Origin of the sequence: Micromonospora marina (genome assembly GCF_900091565.1) — a bacterium.
GTDB lineage: Bacteria > Actinomycetota > Actinomycetes > Mycobacteriales > Micromonosporaceae > Micromonospora > Micromonospora marina.
In genome coordinates this window covers 324,895-350,799 of sequence record NZ_FMCV01000002.1, presented here as the reverse complement: position 1 = coordinate 350,799, position 25,905 = coordinate 324,895, and the positions used below count along the sequence as shown (strand labels likewise).

Here is a 25,905-nt window from a genome sequence, read left to right as displayed (position 1 = left end):
AGAGCAGGGGCCCCCGCTTAACACTTCGGCGTGGTCCGCCTCGCCGGCGGACGGGAACACCGTCCTCCGGCGGGAGCGGGCGCTGGCCGGAGCCCGATACGGTCGGACCATGACCGACCAGCACCCGGCGCTCTCCCTCCGTGGCTTGGCCAAGCGCTTCGACACCAAGGTCGCGGTGGCGGGCGTCGACCTCGCCGTGCCGACCGGCTCGTTCTACGGCCTGCTCGGCCCGAACGGGGCCGGCAAGACCACCACCCTCTCCATGGCCGTCGGCCTGCTGCGGCCCGACGCCGGTGAGGCTCGGGTGCTCGGGTACGACGTCTGGGCGGACCCGGTCCGCGCCAAGAGCCTGCTCGGCGTGATGCCGGACGGCGTACGCCTCTTCGACCGGCTGAGCGGGGCGGAGCTGCTGGCGTACCACGGTCTGCTGCGCGGCATGGACCCGGCGGTGGTCGACCAGCGCGCGGCGGAGCTGCTCGACGTGCTGGCGCTCGCCGACGCCGGCCGCACGCTCGTGGTCGACTACTCGGCGGGCATGAAGAAGAAGATCGGGCTGGCCTGCGCGCTGCTGCACGGCCCGCGCCTGCTGGTGCTGGACGAGCCGTTCGAGGCGGTCGACCCGGTCTCGGCGGCGCTGATCCGCGACATCCTGCACCGGTACGTCGGCGGCGGCGGCACGGTGATCTTCTCCAGCCACGTGATGGAGGTGGTCGAGCGGCTCTGCTCCCACGTGGCGATCCTGGCCGAGGGCCGGATCAAGCGGGTCGGCACGCTGGCTGAGGTGCGCGGCGACCGGTCGCTGGAGGACGTCTTCGTCGAGGTGGTCGGCGGCCGTACCGCGACCGGCGAGGAGTTGTCGTGGCTGTCCCGGTGACCGTCCCCGAGCGTCCGGCCCGGCGCGTGTCGGCCTGGCACTTCGTCCGGCTGAAGCTGCGGGTGCTCGGCAACAACTTCCGGGGCCAGACCTGGCGGGTCGCGCTGTTCGTCCTCGGTGTGCTGTTCGGGCTCTGGTTCGCCGCCGTCGGGTTCTTCCTGCTCGCCGTGCCGGGGCTGGCCGGGGAGTCGCGGTACGCGCTGATGATCGCCGCCTTCGGCGGGGGCCTGCTGACGCTCGGCTGGCTGCTCCTGCCGCTCGTCTTCTTCGGCGTGGACGAGACGCTCGACCCGGCCCGGTTCGCGTTGCTGCCGTTGTCCCGCCGCACCCTGGTCACCGGTCTGCTCGCTGCCGCCCTGGTCAGCGTGCCGGCCCTGGCGACGGCGATCACGGCGGCCGGGCTGGTGGTCACCGCGGGCGTACTCGGTGGATGGGCGGCCGCCCTGGTCGGCGCACTCGGCGTGGTCCTCGGGCTGCTCGTCTGCCTGGCCGGCGCCCGCGCGCTCACCAGCGCGTTCGCGGCGATGCTGCGGTCCCGCCGGGTACGCGACCTGGCCGCCGTGCTGCTCGCGGTGCTGGCCGCGCTGCTCGGCCCGCTGCAGTTGCTGGTGCTCGCCGCGGTACGGCAGACCGACTGGGATCGGCTGGACGGCGTGGCCCGGGTGGTCGGCTGGACGCCGTTCGGCGCACCGTGGACCGCCGGTGTCGACGTGGCCGAGGGCCGGGCCGGCGCCGCGGTGGTGAAGCTGCTGATCGCGGTCGCGACGCTCGGCGTACTCCTGTTCTGGTGGTCGCGGTCGCTGGAGTCGGCGATGGTGGGCACCGCGAGCAGCGGCCCCGCGCGGACGCCGCGCGGGGTGGCCGGCGGCGCGGTCGCGCAGCTCTTCCCCCGCGCGGTGGGCTGGGCCCGGCGGGACCGGTTCGGCGCGCTCGTCGCCCGCGAGTGCCGCTACTGGTGGCGGGACGCCCGGCGACGGGCCAACCTGATCACCGTCGCCGTGGTCGGTGTGTTCGTACCGGTGATGGTGAACCTCGGCGGCTTCTCGTTCAGCACCGAGGGCGGGGCAGCGTTCGGCGGCGCCGACTCGTCGCCGGCCCTGGTGAGCCTCAGCATGATCTTCGTCGGCGCGCTCGCGGCGGTGACGCTCGCCAACCAGTTCGGCTTCGACGGCAGCTCGTACGCCGCGAACCTGATCGCCGGCGTGCCCGGGCGGGTGGAGCTACGGGCCCGGATGGCCGCGTTCTCGATCTACGTCGTGCCGATGCTCCTCGTGATCGCGGTCGCGCTGGCCGTCGTCCTCGGCCGGCCCGAATGGCTCGGCGTCATGGGTGGCGCGTTGTTCGCCGCGTACGGCTGCGGGCTGGCGATCAACGCGCTCGTGTCGGTGCTCGGCGCCTACTCGCTGCCCGAGTCGAGCAACCCGTTCGCCCTGAACAGCGGCGCGGGATTCACCAAGGGCCTGCTCACCCTGGTCTCCATGGTCGGCTCGGCGGTGGTGGCGGTGCCGTTCGTGGTGGGCGCCGCACTGCTCGGCGACGTGTGGCTCTGGCTGGCGCTGCCGGTCGGCCTGGCGTACGGCGGGGGCGCGGCGCTGCTGGGCGCGTACATGGCGGGGGACACGCTCGACCACCGGCAGCCGGAGCTGCTGGCTGATGTCACGCCGAGGCGCTGATGCCTGTCGGCCGGGGCGTGCGCACGTACACCCGCTCTGCCGCGTCACCGCGTGGCAGTGGTGGAACCGCCGGCGCCGTGGGCGTTCCGCCGAGCCTCGCCCGGTCGCGGGCGGCACAATGTTTCACGTGAATCCAGAGCCGGGCGCGCAGATCCACTCCACCGATCCGTTCGCGGCGCCGGCCGCGCAACGCTCGCCGGTACGCCGGCTGCGCGGACGGCTGGCCGCGCCGGTGACGCTCTGGACCGCGCCCGGTCCGGCCGGGCTGACCGTCTCCTCCACGCTCGTGGCCGAGGGCGAGCCGGACCGGCTGCTCGGCCTGGTCGATCCGGAGTCGGACCTGTGGGCGGCGGTCGAGGAGGCGGGACGGTTCGCGGTGGCCCCGCTGGGCCCGCAGCACCGGCAGCTCGCCGACCGCTTCGCGGGCCTGTTCCCGTCGCCCGGCGGCCTGTTCGCGCTCGACGCCTGGACCGAGACGCCGTACGGCCCGGTGCCCGCCGACGCCGGCGGGTGGGCGGGCTGCCGCCTGGACACCGCCCGTGAGTACGGCTGGGGTCTGCTGGTCGAGGCCACCATCGAGTCGGTGGACCTCCCCCGGGACACGTCCCCGTTGCTGCACTACCGGGGCCGCTACCACGACCTCCCCGCCTGACCCCTCGCTCCGGCGGCGACCGGTTAGCGGAGTGACGTGGGTCACTGGGCGCAGTGGGGGTGCCGTTCGGCGCAGCCGTTCGCCGCCCGGCGGCGGAGCCTTCCCGGGCCGGGAGCGCGCTCTCTACCGTGCGCGAAACTCCCCACGCCTGCGAAGGTGGTGATCCACAGATGTCCACGGACACTCCCGCGTCCGCACCCGCCGAGTCGGCGGCGGAACGGTACCTCGCCGTCCAGCGGTCGGACGAGTTCGCCGGGTTGCGTCGCGCGCTACGCGGCTTCGTCTTCCCGATGACCGTCGCGTTCTTCCTGTGGTACGCGCTCTACGTCATCCTCTCCGCGTACGCGCGGGGATTCATGGGCACGAAGCTGATCGGCAACATCAACGTCGCCCTGGTCTTCGGCCTGCTCCAGTTCGTCTCCACATTCGTCATCGCCTGGCTCTACTCGCGGTTCGCCAACCGACGGATCGACCCGGTCGCCGACCGGATCCGCGACGAGATCGGGGAGGTGACCCATGAACACGGTCCTCGCGGCTGAGGCGGGCAGCACCACCGCCCGGAACCTCACCATCACGCTGTTCCTGGTCTTCGTGGCGATCACGCTGGCGATCACCGTCTGGGCCAGCCGGCAGACCAAGACCGCCACCGACTTCTACGCCGGCGGCCGGTCGTTCTCCGGTTTCCAGAACGGCATGGCGATCGGCGGCGACTACATGTCGGCGGCGTCCTTCCTGGGCATCGCCGGCATCATCGCGCTCTACGGCTACGACGGCTTCCTCTACTCGATCGGCTTCCTGGTCGCCTGGCTGGTGGCGCTGCTGCTCGTGGCCGAGTTGCTGCGTAACTCCGGCCGGTACACGATGGCGGACGTCCTGGCGTTCCGGATGCGGCAGCGGCCGGTGCGGACCGCGGCGGCGGTCTCCACCATCACGGTGTCGATCTTCTACCTGCTGGCCCAGATGGTCGGTGCCGGCGCGCTCGTCGCCCTGCTGCTGGGCATCAAGCCGGGAACCACTTTCCTCGGCATGGACGCCGACACCGCCAAGGTCGCCACAATCATCCTGGTCGGCGCTCTGATGGTCATCTACGTGACGGTCGGCGGCATGAAGGGCACCACCTACGTCCAGATCGTCAAGGCGTTCCTGCTGATGGGCGGCGCGCTGGCGATGACGCTGCTGGTGCTCGCCAAGTACAAGTTCAACCTCTCCTCGCTGCTCGGTGACGCGGCCAGCGCCTCGGGCAAGGGGGCGGCGTTCCTGGAACCCGGGCTGCGCTACGGCGTGGAGACACCCGGCGACGCGCTGAAGACGTTCTACAGCAAGATGGACCTGCTCTCGCTGGGCATCGCGCTGGTCCTCGGTACGGCCGGCCTGCCGCACATCCTGATCCGCTTCTACACCGTGCCGACCGCGCGGGCGGCCCGTAAGAGCGTGCTCTGGGCGATCGGCATCATCGGCACGTTCTACCTGCTCACCCTGGCGCTCGGCTTCGGCGCGGCGGCGATCGTCGGCGGCCAGGCGATCACCGAGCAGGACAAGGCGGGCAACACGGCGGCACCACAGCTCGCCGAGGCGCTGGGGGTGGACTTCCTCGGCGGGGACCTGGGCGGCGCGACACTGCTGGCGATCATCGCGGCGGTCGCCTTCGCCACGATCCTCGCGGTGGTCGCCGGGCTCACCCTGGCGTCGTCGTCCAGCCTGGCGCACGACTTCTACGCCAACGTGATGAAGAACGGGCAGGCGTCGGAGCGGCAGGAGGTGAACGTCGCCCGGATCTCCGCGCTGGTGATCGGCGCGGTCTCCATCGTCCTGTCGATCTACGCGCAGAACCTGAACGTGGCGTTTCTGGTCGCGCTGGCGTTCGCGGTCGCCGCCTCGGGCAACCTGCCGGCGATCCTCTACAGCCTGTTCTGGAAGCGGTTCAACACCTCGGGCGCGGTCTGGGCGATCTACGGCGGCCTGCTCGCCGCCGTGGTGCTCGTCTTCTTCTCCCCGGTGGTCTCCGGCGCACCGACGGCGATGTTCCCCGACCACGACTGGCAGTGGTTCCCGCTGTCCAACCCGGGCATCATCTCGATCCCGTTCGGTTTCCTGTGCGGCTGGCTCGGCACGATCCTGTCCAAGGAGAGCGACGAGGAGAAGTACGCGGAGCTGGAGGTGCGCTCGCTCACCGGAGCCGGCGCGCACTGATCACCACGGTCGAGCGGGGCCCCTGCCTTACGCGGGGGCCCCGCCTCGCGTGTATAGGCTGACCGCCATGAAGGTCGCTCCCCGCTTCGGTACCGGACACCGCATCCTCGTCACCGGCGGAGCCGGTTTCGTTCCGTCCCACCTGGTCGACCGGCTCGTCGAGCGCGGCTGCGACGTCGTGGTGCTGGACAACTTCGTCACCGGGTCCAAGGACAACGTGGCCCACCTGCTGGACAGGCCGACCTTCACGCTCGTCGAGGCGGACATCTCCGACGGCCTGCCGCAGCACCCGGCGATGGCCGAGCGGTTCGACGCGATCCTGCACATGGCGTCCCCGGCCAGCCCCACCGACTTCGAGAAGCTGCCGGTGGAGATCCTCCGGGTCGGCTCGGTGGCCACTCTGGCGCTGTTGGAGCGGGCCACCGACGACGGTGCCCGGTTCCTGATGGCCTCCACCTCCGAGGCGTACGGCGACCCGAAGGAGCACCCGCAGCGCGAGACGTACTGGGGCAACGTCAACCCGATCGGCATCCGGAGCGTCTACGACGAGGCGAAGCGCTTCTCCGAGGCGGCCACCATGGCCTACCACCGGAGCCGGGGCACCGACACCGCGATCGTGCGGATCTTCAACACGTACGGTCCGCGGATGCGCCCGGACGACGGCCGGGCCATCCCGACGTTCATCTCCCAGGCGCTGCGCGGCGAGCCGATCACGGTGCACGGCACCGGCAACCAGACCCGCTCGATCTGTTACGTCGACGACCTGGTCCGCGGCATCCTGCTGCTGCTCGACTCGACGGAGACCGGGCCGATCAACTGCGGCACCGAGCACGAGATGTCGATGCGGCAACTGGCCGAGACGATCGTGTCACTCACCGGAAGCGCGTCCGAGGTGAGCTACATCACTCGCGCCTCGGACGACCCGGAGATGCGCCGCCCGGACCTGACCCTCGCCCGCGAACTGCTCGGATACGTGCCGAGCGTCACGCCCGAAGACGGCCTCCGGCGCACGATCGAGTATTTCCGCGGGCGGCTCGGGTACTGAACCGGACGGGGACGCGGCTGACATCGGCGCGCGTACGAGGGCGTCGGTGGCCCGGCCGACCTACCCTCGGTTACATGTCAGCGACCTCGTCTGCCGGCGCGCCGATCCCCCGACACCTGAACCGGGGCGCGGGCCGCGCCCCGGTTCCCGGCTCCGGCCGGGCCGCCACCGGGCGCGCCCGGCCCTCGGACACCAGGTGGTACCCCGCACACGACGAGGCGCCCCGCTCGGGCGGTCCCGGCGGCCCGGTGGGACCGCCCGGTCCCGGTGGTCCGGGTGGCGGCGGTCCGGGCCGGCCCGGGCGGCGTGGCCCCCGGCCGCACTGGGGGCGCATCGGCCTGGTGGCCGGCGTCGCGGTGCTGGTGCTGGCGCTGCTCGGCGGCCTCGGCGCCTGGTTCTACGCCCGCAACCTGGACGACGACCTGGCGCGCACCGACCCGTTCGCCGGGATCACCGGTGGGCGGCCGGCCAAGCAGGTCGAGGGCGCGTTCAACATCCTGCTCGTGGGCAGCGACTCGCGGGATCCGGACGCCCCGGTCGACGGAAGCGGCAAGTGGCGCGCGGACACCGTGATCGTCATGCACATCCCGGCCGACCACAAGCGCGCCTACCTGGTCTCGGTACCCCGTGACCTGTACGTGCCGATCCCGGAGAGCGCCGGGGCGTCCTGCGACTCCGGCTCGCGCAACAAGATCAACGCAGCGTTCGCGTTCGGCGGCCTGCCGTTGGCGGTGAAGACCGTCGAGTGCTTCACCGACGTACGGATCGACCACGTCATGGCGATCGACTTCGGCGGCTTCAAGGAGGTCACCGACGCCCTGGGCGGGGTGGATCTCAAGGTGGAGCGGACCATCACCTCGATCCACAAGCCGTACCGGACGTTCACCAAGGGCGTGAACCACATGAACGGCGCCGAGGCGCTGGACTGGGTCCGGCAGCGCAAGCAGTTCCCGGACGGCGACTTCGCCCGGATGCGGCACCAACAGGAGTTCCTGAAGGCACTGATGGACAAGGCGGCGAGCACCGGGACGCTCACCAACCCGAAGAAGCTGAACGACTTCCTCCGGGCGGTGACCGCCGCCGTCACGGTCGACCAGGGATTCTCGTTGACCGACATGGCAGTGCAGTTCCGTAGCCTGCGGGGCGACAACCTGACGTTCGTCACCAGCCCGCACCTGGGCGGCCAGACCATCGACGGCCAGTCGGTGGTGGTCTCCGACCGGGAGAAGGCGCTGGCGATGTACAAGGCCATCGCCGCGGACCGGATGGCCGAGTGGATGCAGGCCAACCAGAAGGGTTCGGGCGACAACGCGGGCGGCTGACGCCGCCACGACATGACCGGTGTCGTGCCTCAGGACCTCACCACCACCGAGGCCAACCGCCGACCGGCCCCTTACCCCTGCCCATTCGGCCACAACCCGAAGCTGTCGGAGGGTATTGACGGGAATTGCGCCCCTACGAGGTCGCGAAAACGGGAACAGATACGTAAAGTGGTCCCGCCCCCGATCACCGAGCTGGAGCACGAATGTCGGTCCAGACCAGCCGTCGCCCGCAGTCACCGGCACCCGGATCATCCGGCCGGGTCCCTCCGGTCATCCCCACACAGCCCGGTTCCGGCGGTCGCGGCCCCGGCGGTCCGAAGAAGGAGCGCACCAAGCGCAAGGACCCGCTCTGGGCGAAGCTCACGCTGGTGCTCGGCGCGGTGCTCATGGTGACCAGCGGCGTCGCGATCGTCGGCAGCAAGGCGGTCATCGGCCAGGCCACGAACAACATCGCCCAGCGCAACTTGCTCGGCGAGGCCGGCAAGACCGACGCCGAGGGCGGCAGCAGCCTCGAAGGCCCGATCGACATGCTGCTGCTCGGCGTGGACGCGCGGGCCCGGTGGGCCGCCGACGACGTCCGGTCGGACACGATCATCATCCTGCACATCCCGGCCAGCCACGACCAGGCCTACCTGATCTCGATCCCCCGGGACACCGAGGCCCGCATCCCGGCCTTCGAGAAGAGCGGCTACCCGGGCGGCGTCGACAAGATCAACGCCGCGTTCTTCCACGGCGCGCAGAAGGGCGGCGGCTGGGAGGGCGGTGCCCAGCTCATGGCCAAGACGATCAAGGGCATGACCGGCATCAGTTTCGACGGCGCCGCGATCATCAACTTCGGCGGCTTCAAGAACGTCATCGACGCGATCGGCACGATCAACATCTGCGTGACCCAGGACGTCTCGTCGCTGCACATGTCGTACGTCGACGGCAAGCCGATGTGGAACGCGGACGCCAAGAAGACCGGCAAGAGGATGAAGCCGGTGAGCTACGAGAAGGGTTGCCAGGAGATGGAGGGGTGGCAGGCGCTGGATTACTCCCGGCAGCGCAAGACACTCCGCAACGGCGACTACGACCGGCAGCAGAATCAGCAGCAACTGATCAAGGCGATGGCGAAGAAGGCGACCCAGAGCGGGACGTTGACCAACCCGATCAAGCTGAACGCGCTGATCAAGGCGGCCGGCGAGGCGTTCGTCCTGGACACCGGCGCGATCTCGATCGAGGACTTCATCTTCACCATGAAGGGCGTGACCGGCAACGACCTGGTCATGCTCCGTACCAACGGCGGCACGTTCAACGGCAACGGCGAACGGGAGCTCCTGAACGAGGTCAGCATGGAGATGTTCCGGGCGGTGAAGAACGACAAGCTGGCCGAGTTCGTGGTGAACAATCCGGACGTCCTCTCCACCCGAAAATGACCTGCTGACCTGCGCGAAAGCGCCATCGGCCGGCCGATCCCCCAGTAGCCTGACGTGAGCGGGTCTCATGTCGCGGCTACGGGGGGATCGTCACGTCCAGGCCAGCACGGAACCGACGCGGGCGGGGTGAACCCGCCCGCTGGGCGCGGTACCTGCTCGGCGCCGGGCTCGTCCTGGTCCTGCTCGCCACGCTCGGCGTCGCCGGGCTGCACTGGCTCACCTCGCGCTACGACCGCACGGTGGCCAAGGAGCAACTGCTCGACCCGGCCGCCCGGAAGAAGCGGACAGACCTGGACGGCGCGCTCAACTACCTGCTGATCGGCTCGGACCACCGGCCCGGCGCGAACCCGGAGGACCAGCGCTCCGACACCATCCTGATCGTGCACGTGCCGGCCGGGATGCGGCAGGCGTACCTGATCTCCGTGCCGCGCGACCTGCTGGTCGCGCTCCCCGCGGCACCCGGTTTCCCCGGCGGCCCGGACAAGGTCAACGCCGCGTACGAGCACGGCGGCGGCGGTGAGGGCGGCGCACGGCTGCTCAGCACCACCCTGAGCCGGCTCACCGGCATCCGCTTCGACGGCGCGGCCCTCGTCGACTTCGCCGGCTTCAAGCAGGTGATCGACCAGCTCGGCGGCATCCGGATGTGCGTGGACACGCCGGTACGTTCGATCCACACCCGGCACCAGTTCGACACCGGCTGCCAGCAGATGGACGGCGCGCGGACGCTCGACTACGTGCGGCAGCGCTACGACCTGCCCGGCGGCGACTACGACCGGCAGCGGCACCAGCAGCAGATGCTGCGGGCGGTGCTCGACCGCGCGGGTGAGACGCGGCTGCGCAGCGACCCGGTCAAGCTGGACCGGGTGCTGCGCGCGGCCGGCGGGGCGCTGACCGTGGACACCAACGGCGTACCCCTGGACGAGCTGTTGTTCGCGCTGCGCGGCCTGCCCGCGGACGCTCTGCGCGGGGTGCAGGTGCCCTCCTACCCGCAGACCATCGACGGCGTCTCGTACGTGGTGCTGGACAACGGCGGCGGCGGGCTGTTCACCGCGCTGCGCGACACGCGCGTGCCGGAATGGGCCGGTGCCAACCCGCGCTGGGTCACCCGGCTCTGAGCCGCGTGGGCGACTAGGCTTGGGGACCGTGTTCGGAGCCTCACTACCCAGCGTGCCCGCGTCGGCCGTGCCCGACGACGTCTACCTGCTCGACGTCCGCGAGGACGACGAGTGGGCCGCCGGCCACGCGCCGGCCGCCCATCACCTGCCGATGACCGAGCTGCCCGCCCGGCTCGCCGAGATCCCGCAGGACCGAGACGTCGCGGTGATCTGCCGCTCGGGCGGACGTTCCGCCCAGGTGGTCGGTTACCTCATGCGCAACGGCTGGGACCAGGTGCGCAACGTCGACGGCGGGATGGGCGACTGGGCCGCCGCCGGCCGTCCGGTGGTCACCGACGACGGGCAGCCGGGCCGGGTCGCCTGAGCCGGTGACGCGGCCATGACCGTCCCTCTGGTCTTCGCCCATCGCGGCGCCTCGTACGACCTGCCGGAGCACACGCTCGCCGCCTACCTGCGCGCTCTCGACGAGGGCGCGGACGGGCTGGAGTGCGACGTCCGGCTGACCCGCGACGGGCACCTGGTCTGCGTGCACGACCGCCGGCTGGACCGGACCAGCAACGGCCGTGGACTGGTCAGCGCGCGGACGCTCGCCGAACTGGAGGCGCTCGACTTCGGCTCCTGGCACCGGGCCACGACGCTCGCCGAGGACGACGTGCCGCTCGACGAGTCGCACACCCGGCTCCTCACGCTGGAGCGGCTGCTCGACGCGGTGCTGGCCGCCGGGCGGCCGGTCCGGCTGCTGATCGAGACCAAGCACCCGTCGCGCTACCGGGGCGACGTCGAGCGCCGCCTGGTCGAGATGCTGCGCCGGTACGAGCTGGCCGAGCCTCGCCCCGACCATCCCGTCCAGGTGACCGTGATGTCGTTCTCGCCGCTCGCCGTACGCCGGATCCGGGAACTCGCCCCGGCGCTGCCCACCGTGCTGCTGCTGGAGATGCTGCCGCGTCTGCTGCCGCTGGGCCGGCTGCCGTTCGGCACCCGGATCGCCGGTCCCGGCGTGGAGCTCGTCCGGGCCCGCCCACGGCTGGTGCCCGCGCTGCGCGCCGCCGGCAACTCGGTGTACGTCTGGACCGTCAACGAGCCGGAGGACCTGGAACTCGTGCTCGCAGCCGGCGTGGACGGGGTGATCACGGACCGGCCGGCCCACGCGCTGGCCCGGTTGGGCCGGTGAGTCCCGTCGATCGGTACCGGGGACGGCCGACCGGCCGGGGGTGTCCCCGACGCGGACGGCGCGGCACACTCGGGACATGCCGGAGCGAACCGACTACCCCGCCTTCATCGCCGGCCACACCGCAGTGATCAATATGATCAACTCGGGCGAGTCCGGTCTCGCCGTGCTCAGCCAGCTGCTCCGCGAGGTCGAACCGGCGGTCGGCGCGGCCGGGCTGGTCTTCGTGGAGTTCACATCGGCCGGAGGGCGGGTGATCGCGGCGACCGGCCGCGCCGAGTTCGTCCTCGGCCGCCCGCTGCCCGCCACCGACCCGGCCACCGTCTGCCTGCTCGCCGGCCCGCCGGTGCGGGAGGTCCGGGTCGACGCGATCCCTGGTGCGCTCGCCGACGAGGTCGCCGGCCGGGGCCTCTGCCGGATGATCGTGGCGCGCGCCGAGATCGGCGGGCTCACAGTCGGCAGCCTGCACGCGCTCTACCCGCTGGGCGAGCCGCTGCAACCCGCGCAACGCGCCGTCATCGGCTACGTCGCCGCGTGCGTCGCCCACATGTACGGCGACCAGACCGGCCTGCCCGTGCACGGGGACGGCCCGGTCGTGGCGGCCCTCGCCGACGGACTGGCGGTGGTGGACCGGGACGGGCGGGTCCGGCTGTGGAACCCGGCCGCCGTCGAGGTGACCGGCCGCCCCGCGGACGAGGCGCTGAGCCGTCCGCTGCCGTTCCCGCTGCCGCCGCCCGGCCAGGTGCTCGACCACCGGCTGCCCGACGGCCGCTGGCTGCGGATCACCTCCGGCGAGCTGCCCGGCCCGAACGCGCTGCGGGTGGTCAGCTTCCGCGACACCACCGACCAGCAGCGGCGCGACCACGACCGGGATCTGTTCGTCGCGGTGACCAGCCACGAGCTGCGCACCCCGGTCACTGTGATCAAGGGGTACGCGGACACGCTCACCGATCACTGGGACTCGCTCAGCGACGGCGACCGCAGGCAGGCCGCCCGGATCATCGGCCAGCGCGCCAACGAACTGGCCCGCCTGGTCGACCGCCTGCTGACCGCCGCCACCGAGAACCGTCCCGGCGGTGAACCCGCGGCACCGTTCGACCTGGTCGAGGCGCTACGCGCGGCGGTGGCGGACCTACCGGCGGACGTCCGGCACCGGGTCGTGCTCGCCCTGCCCGCCGACCTGCCCAAGGCGCTCGGCGACCGACGCAGCCTCGCCACGGTGCTCACCGAGCTGGGCACCAACGCCGGGAAGTACTCGCTGCCGGGCACCCCGATCGAGATCACCGCCGAGGCGAACGAGGGGACCGTCTCGTTCCGGGTGGCCGACCGGGGCATCGGCATCCGGCCGGAACACGTGGAGCGGGCCTTCGACCGGTTCTGGCAGGGGGAGTCCGGCGACCGCCGCCGGTATCCCGGCGCCGGGCTCGGTCTCTATCTCGTCCGCCAGATCGTTGAACAGCAGAATGGATGGGTATCCCTCCGGCCCAGAGCCGGTGGCGGTACGGTCGCAGAGGTGCGGCTGCCCCGGGGTTGACCGGGCGCTCCCAGGCGGGGAAGGAACGACGTGTCGACTGGTCCGGCCGAACGGTCGTGGTGCGTGGTGGTGCCCCACGACGCCACCGGCGCGCGCCTGGCCCGGCACCGGCTCGCCGACGAGCTGACCGGTGTCGTACCCCCGGTCCTGGTGGCCGACCTGGTCGCGGTCCTGGCGGAACTGGTCGGCAACGCGGTCCGGCACGCCGACGCGCTGCCCGGCGGCGTGGTGCGGGTCGCCTGGCGCCTGCGCCCGACCGAGCAGGGGCCGAGTGTCGAACTCCGGGTCACCGACGGCGGATCGGGCGCCGGCCCGTGCATGCGTACCGCCGCGCCGGACGCGGCGGACGGGCGTGGACTGCACATCGTCGCCGGGCTCGCCAGTGGCTGGGGCGTGGAACGCGACGGTCTGGGCCAGAGCGTGTGGGCACGGTTCGACCCGGTCCCGGTGCAGCGGGCGGACCTCGTCGCCGCCGGCTGACACACGGCGGGCGGGTCCGGCCCCCACCGCCGAGACCCGGCATCTAGGCTGTCTCGCCATGGGCGAGCGGAGCGGAGCGGGCGCATGAGCAAGCGTCGGAAGAACCAGCGGGCCGTCGAGGCCACCCCGAAGCGGGAGAAGGTGCGCGACGTCTTCGTGCCCCGGCCGTTCGAGGGCCTCACCGACGAGCCGGAGTGGATCGCCCTGCGCGAGCTGGTCCCGGCCGCGTCCGCGCCGCTGCGGCTCACCCCGGAACTGATCGAGGAGTACGGCGACCGGCCGGTCACGCTGGCCACGGTGCTGCCGATGGCCACGCCGGCGATGACCAAGCCGGACGGGCGGGTCTTCATCGGCCTGCAACGGCACCAGCAGTCCGGCGACGTCTCCCGGGACCTGGCCGACGCGCTGATCTCCGCGCTGCGCACCGAGCCGGGCGGCCAGGTGAGCGTGCCACCGTTGCCCGGGCCGGGCCCCCGCCTCCAGGACATCCTGGTGGACGGCCCGCTGGAGATCAGCATGCACGACGGGTTCGACTTCTGGCTCGACCCGGGCGCCGCCGACGACCCGAACGTCCAGGCGTCCCTGGAACGGGCCAACTCGGCGATCTACCCGACCGTGAAGCTGGCCGCCGCGCCGGCCGCGTACTGGTGCCAGGTGTCGGAGAAGGCCCACGTGCGCCTGGTCCTGCCGGAGGACGAGGACGCCGCGCTGGACGCGCTGTCCCGGCTCGCCGCGGCGGGCGCGCTGACGCTCGGCGACGACACGAAGTTCGCGGGCATGTTCCGGGCGCACGGTCGCCTCGCGCCGGTCTGGGACCTGCCGGAGGACACCCCGGCAGGCGAGTGGGAGGCGCCGGTGGCGGAGTTCGCCAAGCGCTACGCCGAGGCGGTCGCGGGGCGGGAGCCGCTCGACGCGGCCGGCCGCCGGGCCCGCCAGGGCCTGCTCGGCCGCCAGCTGACGCTGCGCTGACGTCTCCGGGTCAGGCGGCCCCGCCCTTCTGGCGCACCAGCGGGCAGGACATGCAGCGCGGGCCGCCCCGCCCGGAGCCCAGCTCCGACCCGGCGATGGCGATCACCTCGATGCCGGCTCGTTCCAGTTGCGCGTTGGTCTCCACGTTGCGCTCGTACCCGACGCACAGCCGGGGCGCGAGCGCGAGCGTGTTGTTGCCGTCGTCCCACTGCTCGCGTTCGGCGGTGACCGGGTCGAGGCCGGTGTCGATCACCCGGAGCTGGTCGAGGTCCATCGCGTCGGCGGCGGCCCGCAGGAACGGCGCCGGGCCGTCGACCCGCAGATCGTCGCCGTCCGCGCCGGCGATGACCGTGTACGCCGACAGCTCGTCGGCGACGTTCGCGTACATCAGCACGGCGTCGACGTCGACCATCGTGCAGATCGTGTCCAGGTGCATGGTGGCGCGCTCCTGCGCGATCGGCACCACCAGGATGGTGTGCGCCAGCCCGGCCGCGAACACCTGCCGGGCCAGCCGTTCCGCGCCGGCCGGTGTGGTGCGTTCGCCGACGCCGACGGCGAGCACCCCGGGCGCGAGCAGCAGCACGTCGCCGCCCTCCAGGTGCTCCAGCCGGGGGTGGTAGACGAACTCGGTGCCGGCGAAGCGCGGGTGGTAGCGGTAGATCGCGTCGGTGAGCGTCGTCTCCCGCCGCCGGGCCGGCATGGCGAGGCTCGTCACACCGACCCGGTCGCCGATCCAGACCGACGAGTCGCGGGTGAAGAGCAGGTTCGGCAGCGGATCGATGACGAAGTCGTGCCGGTCCATGAGCGTCCAGACCAGACCGCCGGGACGGTCGGCGCCGATCCGCAGTTCCTCGTGGGCGAGCCCGGCGGTGAGCACGTCGGCCAGCCCGGCCGGGTCGAGGTACGCCAGGTGGTCGGCGACCCGCCGCCGCAGGGTGTGGCCGAGCCGGCGGGACCGCAGCACCTGGTCGGTCAGCTCGGCCCGGGCGTCCGTCACGGCGAGCGTCTCGACCAGCAGGTCGGCCAGATAGAGCACCTCGACTCCGCGGGACCGCAACGCCGCCGCGAACGCGTCGTGCTCCTCCTGCGCGCGTCCCACCCATGGGATGGCGTCGAACAGGAGGCTGTCGTTGTTGCGTGGGGTGAGGCGGGCCAGTTCCGGTCCCGGACGGTGCAGCAGCACCGTCCCGAGCCGGGCGACTTCGCTGTCCACATAGTGGGTCACCCTCGCAGCCTAGGGCAGGCTTGCGCACCATCTGGAAGAGAAGTGAGGATGAATATGGCATTCATCCGCACTCACTCCGGCGGTCCAACTTGCCGAGCCCCCGGGGGCGCAACGTAGGGTAGTGGAGACATAACTTCGAGAGACCTTTTGCCGGAGGTCGCGATGACTGTCTTTCCCGCTCGTCGAGCCGTACCGGGCAGGGCACTGCCGCCCCGCACGGTGCCGCACTCCCGGGTCGAGCCCACCTCGGTGCTCGAGCCGGCCCGATCGACTCCATTGGAGTGGGCCCGGCGTCGCCGGGCGGAGCGGGGGGCCCGCCGGTTGGAAGCGGCAGGGGCCCGCGCCCTGGGTCAGCTCGACCATCTCGGTCCCGCCTGGCACGTCATCGAGTGGCCCCGGACGGACCCGGCGGACATGCTGCTCGACCGCGGCCGCGACGACCGGGCCGGATTCCTGGCCATCGGCCCGAGCGGTCTGTTCGCGGTCACCATCGCCGACCACGGCCGGGCCCGGGTGCTCGTGGCCGGAGACGTGGTCCAGATCAACGGCAAGCGCCCGCCGTACGTGGCGGAGGCGCGCCGGGACGCCAAGCGGGCCAGCAAGGCCCTCTCCGACGCGGTCGGCCTGCCGATCCCGGTCACCCCGGTGCTGACGTTCGTCGGCTCCGGGGTGATCAGCGTCTACGGCCTGCCGAAGGACTGCCTCATGGCCACCCATCGCGAGCTGGACCGCCTGCTCGTGGCCGGTGGAAACCGGATCAGTCCGGCCACCGCCGAGAAGCTCTCCCGCGTCGCGCAGGCGCCCGCGACGTGGTTCAACGGCACGTACCGTCCAACCGCCGACTACCGGTGGTATGACGAGGGCCGAACGGCCGCTGACAAGCGGGCCGCCCGCCGGTAACGTCTCCGGCGACGCCACGCGGCCCACGGCACCGCCCCCGACTGGTTCCGCCGGTCCGCGCCGTCGCCGGCCGCCCGGCAGCCGATGCTTCCGCCGCACCGACCGGCTAGCGTGGACAGACCGTCGGTGTACATAGGAGGCGCGGTGGCCCACGTCGAACTCTCACTCTCGGAAGTGTTCGCGCCCGCGGCATCCACCGAGCAGGAGTCCGACAACTTCGGGCAGTGGTCCGGCATGGTCTCCCGGGCCGCCGAGCCGTGCCTGCTGATCGACGCCGACACCACTGTCGTGGCGATCTCCTCGTCCGGCTGTGACCTGCTCAGCCTGGGCGCCCCGGAGGACGTGATCGGTCTGCCGCTGCTGGAGGGCGGCCTGCGCCTGGTCGACTTCACGGCGAGCCCGAGCGAGCTGACCGAGCAGGAGACCGACAAGATCCCGCCACTGCTCGCGCTGCACTCGGAACGGCTCGCCCGCGGCCTGCTGCGCGTGCAGGGGCCCGGCTCCGACGCCGGCCGGACGGTCGACGCCATCTCCACACCGGTGCTCACCGACGGCGCGGTGGCCGGCTCGCTCACCTTCCTCTCCGCGGTCTGACCCGCGCCGGACCCGCAACCCTTCACCCGGGCCGGTCGTCCGCCTACGATGGCCTCGGCCCCACCCCAGGACGACATCCCTCGATGCCCGAGGACGCCTCCGTGCCCCGCACCCGACACCCCGGACGCCGCCACCGCCCGCTGGCGCTGCTCACGCTGCTCGCGCTCGCCGCCTGCGGCACCCCGCCCGAGCTGAACACGCCGCCCGTCGCCATCACAACCGTCCCGGACCCGTCGGCGTCCACCACGCCCACCCCGGCCGCCGCACCGGTCACGCCGCCCGCGCCGACGCTCTCCCCGTCCGCGCCGGCCTCGGCGGCACCCTGCCGGGGACGGCCGTCCGGCGACCGGATCGTCGCGCTGCTGCGCGGATCCGCAGGCGTACTGCCCCGCGACGTCCGGGTCACCGTGGCTACCGGTCCGCTCTGCGCCGAGGGCTGGCAGTACACAGTGCTGGCGGTCACCGGGCACGAGGAGTTGCAGGTGGTCACGCGCGACGAGAGCGGCACGCCGAGGCTGGTCACCGCCGGCACGGACGTGTGCGGCGTCGAGGTGCGGACCGTGGCGCCGGTCGGCATCCGCACCCTGGCCTGCGACGGCACGCCGGGTGCGTAGGCTGGTCGGCATGCCGGGAACACCGCCGACCCGCTTCGTCTACCTGGGCCCCGAGGGCACCTTCGCCGAACAGGCCCTGCGAACAGTGCCCGCCGCCGAGCGCGGGGACCGTACACCCGCCCGCAGCGTCGGCGAGGCGCTCGACGCGGTACGCGCCGGGGAGGCGGACGCGGCGCTGGTGCCGCTGGAGAACTCCATCGGCGGCGCGGTCGGGGTGACGCTCGACGAACTGGTCGAGGGCGACCCGCTGGTGATCACCCGAGAGGTGGTCCTGCCGGTGGAGTTCGTGCTGGCCGCCCGCACCGGCACCACACTGACCGACGTGGGCTCCGTCGCGGCCCACCCGCAGGCGTCCACCCAGTGCCGGGGCTGGTTGCGGGAGCACCTGCCCGACGCCACAGTGGTCGACGTGCTCTCCAACGGCGCCGCCGCGGCCGGTGCGGCGAGCGGCGAGTACGACGCCGCCATCTGCGCCCCGATCGGCGCGACCCGGCACCGGCTGGCAGTGCTCGCCGACAAGATCGCCGACCACCCGGACGCGGTGACCCGGTTCGCGCTGGTGTCCCGCCCCGGCCCGCCCCCGCCGCCCACCGGCGACGACCTCACCTCGCTCGCGGTGTGCCTCGCCCACGACCGGGTGGGCGCGCTGCTGGCGGTCCTGATGGAGCTGGCGGTGCGCGGCGTCAACATGACCCGGATCGAGTCCCGCCCGACCGGCGAGGCGCTCGGCCGCTACGTGTTCTTCCTGGACTGCGCCGGGCACGTCGCCGACGTACGCCTCGGCGAGGCGTTGCAGGGGCTGCGCCGGGTCTGCGCGGACGTGCGGTTCCTGGGGTCGTACCCCCGGCACCGCTGGAGCACGGCGGCGGGTGACCAGCAGGCACCGGCGCCGCCCGGCCTGACCGACGCCGACTACGCCGACGCGGCGGCCTGGGTGGCGCGGCTGCGATCCGGCGAGCTGAACTGACCGGCCCGGGACGACCTCGGCGTACGCCCCGGGCACCGGAGGTCTACTGCAGCAGGCCGCCGAGCATGCCGCCCTGCTGCTGGGAGCCGCTGCCGGCCACCGGAGGCTCCTCCGACGGCTGGACCACGACGAAGCCCTGACCGGCGAAGCTCATCGTGAACGCCTCACCGGTGCTACGGCCGAGCAGCGTGCCCAGGCCGAGCTGCTCGGCGCGGTGGTAGCCGGTCTGGAGGTTCGCCGACCAGCAGACCGCCGCCTGCGGGTCCACGTACGTCGGCGCGTCCACGTTGAGCACCACAGGGGTGCCCTTGGTGGTGACGGCGATCCGACCGTGGCCGGTGAAGACGCAGTTGAACAGGCCGGACGAGGACGCGAACCCGGCGCCGCCGACCATCTTGATGTCGTACTGGAGCGTCGAGTCGAACGCCAGCACGCTGGAGCCGTTGATGGACAACGCGTCGCCCGGCTCCAGGTCGATGACGTGCACGTCCTTGGCGAAGTCGGCGAGGAAGACGTCGCCGTGCCCGGAGACCTTCATCAGCGGCACGCCCTCACCGGTGAGCCGCTGCTTGATGAACTTGCCGATGCCGCCGGAGCCGAGGGCCTGGAACTGGACCTGCCCCTGGTAGGCGACCATCGACCCGACCCGGGCCATCGCCTCGCCGTTCAGTTCGATCTTCAGCATCTTGGAGTTCTGCAACCGCATGCCCGGCTGCTGGGACTCCTTCTCAAGGTTCTCCGCGGAGAACAGCGCGCTGCGCATGGGTTTTCCTCCTGCATCAGGTTCTGCCTGATCCGCAGGTTAGGGGACCGGCGCAACCACCGGGATCAGCCGGGTGGGGAGGCGCCGGAGGCCGATCAGCCCCAGCCCAGGGCGTGCAGGCGCTCGTCGTCGATGCCGAAGTGGTGAGCGATCTCGTGCACCACTGTCACCGCCACCTCGTCGACGACGTCGTCGTCGGTGTCGCAGATCGCCAGGATCGGGTTGCGGTAGATCAGGATGCGGTCGGGCAGCACGCCGGAGTAGTCCCAGCCGCGAGAGGTGAGCGCGTGCCCCTCGTACAGGCCGAGCAGGTCCTCACCCGGCGGCGGGTCGTCCTCCACCAGGATGACCACGTTGCTCATCAACCCGAGCAGTTCCTCGGGCACCTCGTCGAGCGCCTCGCCGACCAGTTCCTCGAACCGGTCCCGGCTCATCTCCACGGCCACGCGGCCCGGTCACTTCCTCCCGGTCGGGCACACCGCACGGCGGGGGCGTCCCGCAGGACACCCCCGCCGTGCCGTACGCGATGTCAGGCGAGACGGGCGTCCAGCGTGATCTGGGCGCCCGGCGACAGCAGCCGGGAGATCGGGCAGTTCTCCTTGGCCGCCTCGGCGAGCTTGGTGAACTCGGCCTGGTCGATGCCCGGGACCTGGCCCACGGTCTCCAGGTCGATGCGGGTCACGGTCATGCCGGCGTCGGTCTTGTCGAAGTGCACCTTGGCGGTGGTCTCCACCGCCGTCTCCTGCGCGCCGGCGTCGGCGAGCTGCTTGGAGAGAGCCATCGAGAAGCAGCCGGCGTGCGCGGCGCCGATCAGCTCCTCGGGGTTGGTGCCCTCGCCCTCCTCGAAGCGCGACTTGAAGGAGTAGTTGCCGGACAGGCCGCCCTTGCCGGTGCGGACGGTGCCGGACCCCTCGGTGAGGTTGCCCTGCCAGCGAGCGGATGCGGTACGGATAGGCATGGCACCGACGCTAACCGAAAGCGGGCCGCCCCGCACCGGACCTCGGGTCGCGATCCCGGCCGGCGGAGCGGGCTGTGCCATGATTCGACGCAGGCCCGCGCACGGGAAGGGTGGCCATGTCGCAGGATCTCCCCGTTCCCCGACAGGACAAGCGAATCCCCATGCAGGACAACAGGTCCGACGACACCACGATCGTCGAGTGGGGGGACGCCGAGCCGGAGTCGTCCGGCCGGGCCGCGCGCTCGCTCGCCGCGCTGGGCCGGGACCGTCGCCTGCCGCCGGTGCTCGCCGGGCTGGGCGCGGTGGCCGCGATCGCCTCGCTGATCGGCGAGTGGCTGGCGATCACGGTGCCGGCCGAGAACCGGGGCGACGACGGCCCCACGCAGCTGACCAGCGGGATCTCCGAGATCGGCGGGTTCGGCACGGCGTACCTGGTGGGCCTGCTCGGATTGTCGGTCGTGGTGGGGCTGGCGCTGCGCGGCGCCCCGGCGGTACGGCAGCACGCCCGGCTGGCCGGGCTGGGTCTCGCGGCGGGCGTGCTCGGGGTGCTCGTCGCGACCGCCACCTCCCTCGAACAGCTGGCCCGGCGCATCCTGTTCTTCGTCGGCGAGCAGCGCCTGGAGGTCGCGCACGGACGCGGCCTGGTCAGCGCGTTCGGAGCGGTCGCCCTGCTGGCGGCCGCACTGCACCTGGCCGGACGTTCGGCCGGCGAGTCGCCTGCCGACGGGGAGCCGGACGACGACCGGCCCGAGCGCCGCCGGGCGGACACCGACGACGTGCCGCCGGCCCCGGCGGACCTGACGGTGCGGCCCACGGCGCCGTTCGCCGGCCCCGAACGGTCCTACTGAGCCAGGTCCGGCAGCGCGTCCGGCGGCCACCGGAGCTTCGCCCGCGATTCGCCGGAAAGCCGTGGTTGCCGCCCGTTCCGCGAGATACGGTTGCTGCCCGCCGTCCCATGGTCGCGGCACCGAGGACCTGGTCGGCCGGCGTGACGGCGGCGGGCGAAGGAGGAACCATGACCCGCCCGGGACTGCCCAAGCTGATCGCCACCGACCTCGACGGCACGCTCGTCCGCAGCGACGAGACCGTCTCCGCGTACACCCACCGGGTGCTGGACCGGGTGCGGTCCGCCGGGATTCCGGTGGTCGGCGCGACCGGCCGCGGACCGCGCCTGACCGAACTCACCCGCAACGACATCCGGGCGGCCGACTTCCTGGTGATGGCCGGTGGCGGCCGGGTGGTGGACCAGAGCGACCCGGAGGGGCCCCTGGTGCTGCGGGACGAGCGGCTGCCCGGCGAGGTGCTGGCCCGCATCCTCACCGACCTGGAGGCGGCGGTCGGCCCGCTCACCGTGATGGTGGAGGCATCGGACGAGCACGAGGCGCCGCTCTGGGGCGACTACCACCCCAGCTGGCCCTACCCGGACCGGTTCGAGGCGCGCAGCCGGGTCGAATGCTTGTCCTGCGACGTGATCAAGGCGTTCGCGCGTACCGCCGACCACCACGTGGACGAACTGCTGGCCGCCGCGCGGGCGATCGTGCCGCCGGACGTGGCCACGCTCACCCAGGCCGGGCTCAGCTTCGTCGAGATCTGCCCGCCCCGGACCGACAAGGCCAGCGGGCTGAGCGTCGTCGCCGAGCGGCTCGGCGTCGACCCGGCCGACGTCCTGGTCTTCGGTGACCAGCCGAACGACCTGCCGATGTTCGACTGGGCGGGATGGGCCCGGGTGGCGGTGGCGAACGCCCACCCGGAGGTTCGCGCCGCGGCGGACGAGATCACCTTGCGCAACGACGAGGACGGGGTCGCGGTCTACCTGGACCGGCTACTCTCCCGGTGATGGAAGATCCACCTCGGCTCGTCGCCTCCGACATCGACGGCACGCTGCTGCGCGACGACCGGACGCTCAGCCCGCGTACCGCCGCGGTGCTGGCCCGCATCAACGCCGCCGGCACCCCGGTGGTCCTGGTCACCGGCCGTCCGATCCGCTGGCTCCAGATGGTGTACGAGCAGCTCACCGAGCCGCTGCCGGCGATCTGCGCCAACGGTGCGGTGGTGTACGACCCGGTCACCGACCAGGTGCTGCGCGCCGACCCGCTCGCCCCGGAACTGCTGGCGGAGGTGGCCCGGCGGCTACGCGCCGAGGTGCCCGGGGTGAGCCTCGCGGTGGAGATCGTGGACAGCCGGCAGATGCGGCACGAAGTGCAGTACCCGCTGCGCTGGGACGCCGACCGCGATGCGATCCGGGCGGTCGAGTCGCCCGAGGAACTGCTGGCCGCGCCCGCGGTGAAGCTGCTGGCGCGGGCCGGTGAGCAGGATCCGGACGTCTTCGTGCGAGTGGTGGCGGGCGCGCTGAAGGGGCTGGCCGAGGCGACCCACTCGTCGTACAGCGGGCTGATCGAGATCTCGGCGGCCGGCGTGACCAAGGCGGCCGGCCTCGCCTGGTACGCGGAGCGGCTGGGCGTGCACGAGCGGGACGTGCTGGCCTTCGGTGACATGCCCAACGACGTGCCGATGCTGGCCTGGGCCGGACGTGCGGTGGCAGTCGCCAACGCCCACCCGGCCGTACGGGAGATCGCACACGAGGTCACCGGGCCGAACACCGAGGACGGCGTCGCGGCGTACCTGGAGAAGGTCTTCGAGCTGGACTGACTGTGCGGCCGGGGCGCGTGACGCGCCCCGGCCGGCGGGGTTACAGGTACTGGCCGGGGGCGTGGCCCTCGTTGTTGCCGGGCATCCCCGGCATGCCCGGCATCATCCCGGCCGGGCCGCTCGGCAGCGCTTGGCGGCCGGACCGCATCTGCTCCAGCTGGACCCGGGCGGCCATCTGCTGGGCCACCAGCGCGGCCTGGATGCCGTGGAACAGCCCTTCCAGCCAGCCCACCAGCTGGGCGTGGGCGATGCGCAGCTCGCCCTCGCTCGGCGCCTGCTGCTCGGTGAACGGCAGCGAGATCCGCTCCAGTTCCTCGCGCAGCTCGGGCGCGAGTCCCTCCTTCAGCTCGACGATCGAGCGCTCGTGGATCTCCCGCATCCGGTGCCGGCTCGCGTCGTCGAGCGGCGCCGCCTTCACCTCCTCCAGCAGCTGCTTGATCATGCTGCCGATCCGCATCACCTTGGCCGGCTGCTCGACCAGACGGGTCGGGTCCTCGCCCTTGCCCTCGTCGGTCTGCACCGTGCCGACCGGGCGGCCGTCCGGCCCGACCACCACCACGGTGCCGGGGATGCCATCGTTGGCCTGTTCGTCGTCGTGTGCGGCGGAGTGCGCTTCGGTCATGGCACCCATCTTTACCCACGCCGGCCGCGTGCACGCGGCCGGACCGGGTGACGCTACCGTCGCCGCATGCTCTCCGACCCGCGCGAGGTGCTTACCCGCCCGTCCCCGCCCCCGGACGCCACGGTCTCCTACGGCGACCACCCGGACCAGTGCGCCGACCTGCGCCTTCCGGCCGGCGACGGGCCGCCCCGGCCGCTCGTGGTGGTGGTGCACGGCGGGTTCTGGCGGGTGGAGTACGACCGGACCCACACCGGCCCGATGGCGGCGGCGCTCGCCGCGCTCGGCCACCCGGTCGCGCAGATCGAGTACCGCCGGACCGGCGGGCCGGGCGGAGGCCGGCCGCACACGCTCACCGACGTCCGCGCCGGGATCGCCGCGCTGCCGGGACTCGCCGCCGCCGCGCTGCCCGGCCGGGTGGCACAGGTGCCGCCGATCCTGGTCGGTCACTCCGCGGGCGGGCACCTGGCCCTGTACGTGGCCGCGCACGCCCCGGAGACGGTCGGCGGGGTGCTCGCGCTGGCACCGGTGGCCGACCTCGCGCAGGCGTACCGGCTGGACCTGGACGGTGGGGCGGTGGCCGCGCTCCTCGGCGGCGGCCCGGACGACGTGCCGGACCGGTACGCGGCGACGGATCCATCGGCATTGGTACCCATCCGATCACGCACGGTAGTAATCCACGGAAATCGGGATGCCCAGGTTCCGATCGCGATCAGCCGGTCCTGGGTGGCGGCGGATCGGGCCGCCGGAGGCACCGCCACGCTCGTTGAGCTGCCTGAATGCGAGCATTTCGGGCTGATCGCGCCGGGCTCGGCCGCGTGGCCCCGGGTCGTCGAGGCGTTACTGTCGCTTCACGATGATCTTCCGGGCATTGACGCAGCGTCGCCGAGCAGGTAGAACGCCGAAGGGGTGTGCACCATGGCCACCCTGTCGGGGAGGAAATCGGTGGCACAGATGAACCGCAGGCGGGCGCTGCAACTGCTGGCCGCGCTGGGTACCACCGGACTGGCGGCGGGTTGCGGATCCGGGGACGACTCCGAAGAGCAGACCGGATCCGGCAGCCCGATCAAAGTCGGGCTGATCGTGCCCGGCAGCGGAGCGAACAAGGCCGTCGGCGACGAGATCACCAACGGCTTCCAGCTCTTCCTCGGCATGCGAGGTCAGCAGATCGCCGGCCACCCGGTCACGCTCGTGACCGCCGAAGAGGGCGAGACCGCCGCCACCGGCAAGGCCGCCGTCGACCGGCTGCTCAAGGAGGGCGTGCTCGCGCTCACCGGCGTGGTCAGCCCGACCGTGATGACCGGCATCAAGAACGCGGTCGAGGAGGCCCGGGTGCCCCTGCTGGGCTCCAACGCCTCCCCGTCGACGCTCCAGGGCGTCGTCTACATCTGGCGCACGTCGTACGTGCTGACCGAGCCCGGCGAGGCGCTCGGCGAATACCTGCGCCAGAAGCTGGACGCCTCCAGCCGGATCGCCATGTTCGGCACCCGCGGCCCGGGCAGCCAGGACGTCATCGAAGGGCTGCGGCGCGCGTACGAGCGGGGCCGCCGGCTCACCGAGGACCCGATCTTCACCGAAGACGACCCCAACCCGTCCCGGACGCTCTACTCCGGGCCGATCCGCAAGGCGCTCGAGCGCGAGCCGGACGCGGTGTTCTGCCACTACTCCGGGGCGCAGGCCGTGCAGTTCGTCAAGCAGCTCTACGCCCAGGGCTACCGGGGACCGATCTACGCCCCCGGGTTCCTCACCGAGGGCACCGCGCTCGACCAGCTCGACGACGGGGAGAAGGGCCGCGAGCGCAAGCTGATCCAGTCGTACGGGATCGAGACCGCGCTGAACTACTCGGCCGACCTCAACAACACCGCGAACCGGATCTTCGCCTCGGCGTACCGGAAGACGTTCAACTCGGCGCCCACCACGTACGCGATGGCCTCCTACGACGCCGCGCTGGTGCTGGACAAGGCGATCCGGCTGGCCGGGGCGAACCCCTCACCGCAGCAGGTCAACCTGGCGCTGGGCAAGATCGGTCAGGTGGACAGCCCACGCGGCACCTGGCAGTTCAACCAGACCCGTACCCCGCAGCAGAAGTGGTACCTGCGCCGGGTGCAGACCGACGGCCGGCTGCTCTCCAACGTGGTGATCAACGAGCTGGCGACGCTGGGCTGACCGGCACCGACAC

28 protein-coding genes are annotated in these 25,905 nt (G+C 72.4%); 23 read left to right on the top strand and 5 right to left on the bottom strand.

Annotated elements, in window-relative coordinates:
• Positions 1-109 precede the first annotated feature (109 nt).
• The 14 genes from GA0070215_RS04220 to GA0070215_RS04155 all read left to right on the top strand — a co-directional run bounded on the left by GA0070215_RS04220 (position 110) and on the right by GA0070215_RS04155 (position 14,437).
• Complete coding sequence (locus GA0070215_RS04220) at positions 110-874, top strand: ABC transporter ATP-binding protein (protein ID WP_018787446.1); 765 nt, start codon at positions 110-112, stop codon at positions 872-874.
• Positions 859-2,547 carry a hypothetical protein gene (locus GA0070215_RS04215; RefSeq protein ID WP_018787447.1) on the top strand — a complete coding sequence of 563 codons (1,689 nt, stop codon included), beginning with the start codon at positions 859-861 and terminating at the stop codon, positions 2,545-2,547. Before GA0070215_RS04220 ends, GA0070215_RS04215 begins: the two co-directional genes overlap by 16 nt.
• Complete coding sequence (locus GA0070215_RS04210) at positions 2,528-3,199, top strand: flavin reductase family protein (RefSeq protein WP_377469125.1); 672 nt, start codon at positions 2,528-2,530, stop codon at positions 3,197-3,199. The genes GA0070215_RS04215 and GA0070215_RS04210 overlap by 20 nt, the downstream gene beginning before the upstream one ends.
• Before the next feature lie 170 nt (positions 3,200-3,369).
• Positions 3,370-3,738, top strand: a complete 369-nt coding sequence (locus GA0070215_RS04205) for a DUF485 domain-containing protein (RefSeq protein WP_018787449.1) — start codon at positions 3,370-3,372, stop codon at positions 3,736-3,738.
• Positions 3,716-5,389: a solute symporter family protein gene (locus tag GA0070215_RS04200; protein WP_018787450.1), complete on the top strand. Its 1,674-nt coding sequence runs from the start codon at positions 3,716-3,718 to the stop codon at positions 5,387-5,389. The genes GA0070215_RS04205 and GA0070215_RS04200 overlap by 23 nt, the downstream gene beginning before the upstream one ends.
• A gap of 67 nt (positions 5,390-5,456) precedes the next feature.
• Entirely contained in the window at positions 5,457-6,434 is a 978-nt protein-coding gene (locus GA0070215_RS04195; protein WP_091041909.1) for an NAD-dependent epimerase/dehydratase family protein, read from the top strand.
• Positions 6,435-6,508: 74 nt separating this feature from the next.
• Positions 6,509-7,756, top strand: a complete 1,248-nt coding sequence (locus GA0070215_RS04190; RefSeq protein WP_091041906.1) for an LCP family protein — start codon at positions 6,509-6,511, stop codon at positions 7,754-7,756.
• 203 nt (positions 7,757-7,959) lie between these two features.
• Complete coding sequence (locus tag GA0070215_RS04185) at positions 7,960-9,171, top strand: LCP family protein (protein ID WP_018787453.1); 1,212 nt, start codon at positions 7,960-7,962, stop codon at positions 9,169-9,171.
• A gap of 239 nt (positions 9,172-9,410) precedes the next feature.
• A complete protein-coding gene (locus tag GA0070215_RS04180) occupies positions 9,411-10,286 on the top strand; it encodes an LCP family protein (protein WP_091041903.1) in 876 nt (291 codons plus the stop codon).
• A gap of 28 nt (positions 10,287-10,314) precedes the next feature.
• The gene (locus GA0070215_RS04175) at positions 10,315-10,650 is read left to right on the top strand and encodes a rhodanese-like domain-containing protein (protein WP_026268379.1); all 336 of its coding nucleotides are present in this window, start codon (positions 10,315-10,317) and stop codon (positions 10,648-10,650) included.
• Between the two features lie 15 nt (positions 10,651-10,665).
• Positions 10,666-11,457, top strand: a complete 792-nt coding sequence (locus GA0070215_RS04170) for a glycerophosphodiester phosphodiesterase (protein WP_018787456.1) — start codon at positions 10,666-10,668, stop codon at positions 11,455-11,457.
• A gap of 76 nt (positions 11,458-11,533) precedes the next feature.
• Entirely contained in the window at positions 11,534-12,988 is a 1,455-nt protein-coding gene (locus GA0070215_RS04165) for a sensor histidine kinase (protein WP_018787457.1), read from the top strand.
• A 30-nt stretch (positions 12,989-13,018) separates the two neighbouring features.
• Complete coding sequence (locus GA0070215_RS04160; RefSeq protein ID WP_091041900.1) at positions 13,019-13,468, top strand: ATP-binding protein; 450 nt, start codon at positions 13,019-13,021, stop codon at positions 13,466-13,468.
• 84 nt (positions 13,469-13,552) lie between these two features.
• The gene (locus GA0070215_RS04155) at positions 13,553-14,437 is read left to right on the top strand and encodes a DUF5926 family protein (protein WP_018787459.1); all 885 of its coding nucleotides are present in this window, start codon (positions 13,553-13,555) and stop codon (positions 14,435-14,437) included.
• Positions 14,438-14,447: 10 nt separating this feature from the next.
• On the opposite strand, the gene GA0070215_RS04150 is transcribed toward GA0070215_RS04155, so the two are convergent.
• Positions 14,448-15,662 carry an arginine deiminase gene (locus GA0070215_RS04150; protein WP_026268380.1) on the bottom strand — a complete coding sequence of 405 codons (1,215 nt, stop codon included), beginning with the start codon at positions 15,660-15,662 and terminating at the stop codon, positions 14,448-14,450.
• 162 nt (positions 15,663-15,824) lie between these two features.
• Between GA0070215_RS04150 and GA0070215_RS04145 the strand changes: the two genes are divergently transcribed.
• From GA0070215_RS04145 to pheA, 4 genes are all read left to right on the top strand, one after another.
• Positions 15,825-16,562, top strand: a complete 738-nt coding sequence (locus GA0070215_RS04145) for a hypothetical protein (protein WP_091042160.1) — start codon at positions 15,825-15,827, stop codon at positions 16,560-16,562.
• 144 nt (positions 16,563-16,706) lie between these two features.
• Entirely contained in the window at positions 16,707-17,156 is a 450-nt protein-coding gene (locus GA0070215_RS04140; protein WP_018787462.1) for a hypothetical protein, read from the top strand.
• Between the two features lie 83 nt (positions 17,157-17,239).
• Positions 17,240-17,770 carry a hypothetical protein gene (locus tag GA0070215_RS04135; protein WP_091041896.1) on the top strand — a complete coding sequence of 177 codons (531 nt, stop codon included), beginning with the start codon at positions 17,240-17,242 and terminating at the stop codon, positions 17,768-17,770.
• A 10-nt stretch (positions 17,771-17,780) separates the two neighbouring features.
• A complete protein-coding gene (gene pheA, locus GA0070215_RS04130) occupies positions 17,781-18,737 on the top strand; it encodes a prephenate dehydratase (protein ID WP_091042156.1) in 957 nt (318 codons plus the stop codon).
• A gap of 43 nt (positions 18,738-18,780) precedes the next feature.
• Here pheA and GA0070215_RS04125 read toward each other — a convergent pair whose 3' ends face one another.
• The 3 genes from GA0070215_RS04125 to GA0070215_RS04115 all read right to left on the bottom strand — a co-directional run bounded on the left by GA0070215_RS04125 (position 18,781) and on the right by GA0070215_RS04115 (position 20,458).
• Positions 18,781-19,500, bottom strand: coding sequence for an AIM24 family protein (locus tag GA0070215_RS04125; RefSeq protein WP_018787465.1), 720 nt, complete (start codon positions 19,498-19,500; stop codon positions 18,781-18,783).
• 95 nt (positions 19,501-19,595) lie between these two features.
• On the bottom strand, positions 19,596-19,940 hold the full coding sequence (locus tag GA0070215_RS04120) for a metallopeptidase family protein (RefSeq protein WP_026268384.1): 345 nt from the start codon (positions 19,938-19,940) through the stop codon (positions 19,596-19,598).
• An 89-nt stretch (positions 19,941-20,029) separates the two neighbouring features.
• Complete coding sequence (locus tag GA0070215_RS04115) at positions 20,030-20,458, bottom strand: OsmC family protein (protein ID WP_018787467.1); 429 nt, start codon at positions 20,456-20,458, stop codon at positions 20,030-20,032.
• Between the two features lie 161 nt (positions 20,459-20,619).
• Here GA0070215_RS04115 and GA0070215_RS04110 point away from each other — a divergent pair, with 161 nt between their 5' ends.
• The 3 genes from GA0070215_RS04110 (at position 20,620) to GA0070215_RS04100 (ending at position 23,107) form a co-directional block, all read left to right on the top strand.
• Entirely contained in the window at positions 20,620-21,306 is a 687-nt protein-coding gene (locus GA0070215_RS04110) for a hypothetical protein (protein ID WP_244166847.1), read from the top strand.
• 167 nt (positions 21,307-21,473) lie between these two features.
• On the top strand, positions 21,474-22,295 hold the full coding sequence (locus GA0070215_RS04105; RefSeq protein ID WP_091041887.1) for an HAD family hydrolase: 822 nt from the start codon (positions 21,474-21,476) through the stop codon (positions 22,293-22,295).
• Entirely contained in the window at positions 22,295-23,107 is an 813-nt protein-coding gene (locus GA0070215_RS04100; RefSeq protein ID WP_026268386.1) for an HAD family hydrolase, read from the top strand. The genes GA0070215_RS04105 and GA0070215_RS04100 overlap by 1 nt, the downstream gene beginning before the upstream one ends.
• Positions 23,108-23,147: 40 nt before the next feature.
• On the opposite strand, the gene GA0070215_RS04095 is transcribed toward GA0070215_RS04100, so the two are convergent.
• A complete protein-coding gene (locus GA0070215_RS04095; RefSeq protein WP_026268387.1) occupies positions 23,148-23,738 on the bottom strand; it encodes a bacterial proteasome activator family protein in 591 nt (196 codons plus the stop codon).
• Between the two features lie 57 nt (positions 23,739-23,795).
• Here GA0070215_RS04095 and GA0070215_RS04090 point away from each other — a divergent pair, with 57 nt between their 5' ends.
• Complete coding sequence (locus GA0070215_RS04090) at positions 23,796-24,623, top strand: alpha/beta hydrolase family protein (RefSeq protein WP_018787472.1); 828 nt, start codon at positions 23,796-23,798, stop codon at positions 24,621-24,623.
• Positions 24,624-24,671: 48 nt separating this feature from the next.
• Positions 24,672-25,892, top strand: a complete 1,221-nt coding sequence (locus GA0070215_RS04085; protein ID WP_091041884.1) for an ABC transporter substrate-binding protein — start codon at positions 24,672-24,674, stop codon at positions 25,890-25,892.
• Positions 25,893-25,905 lie beyond the last annotated feature (13 nt).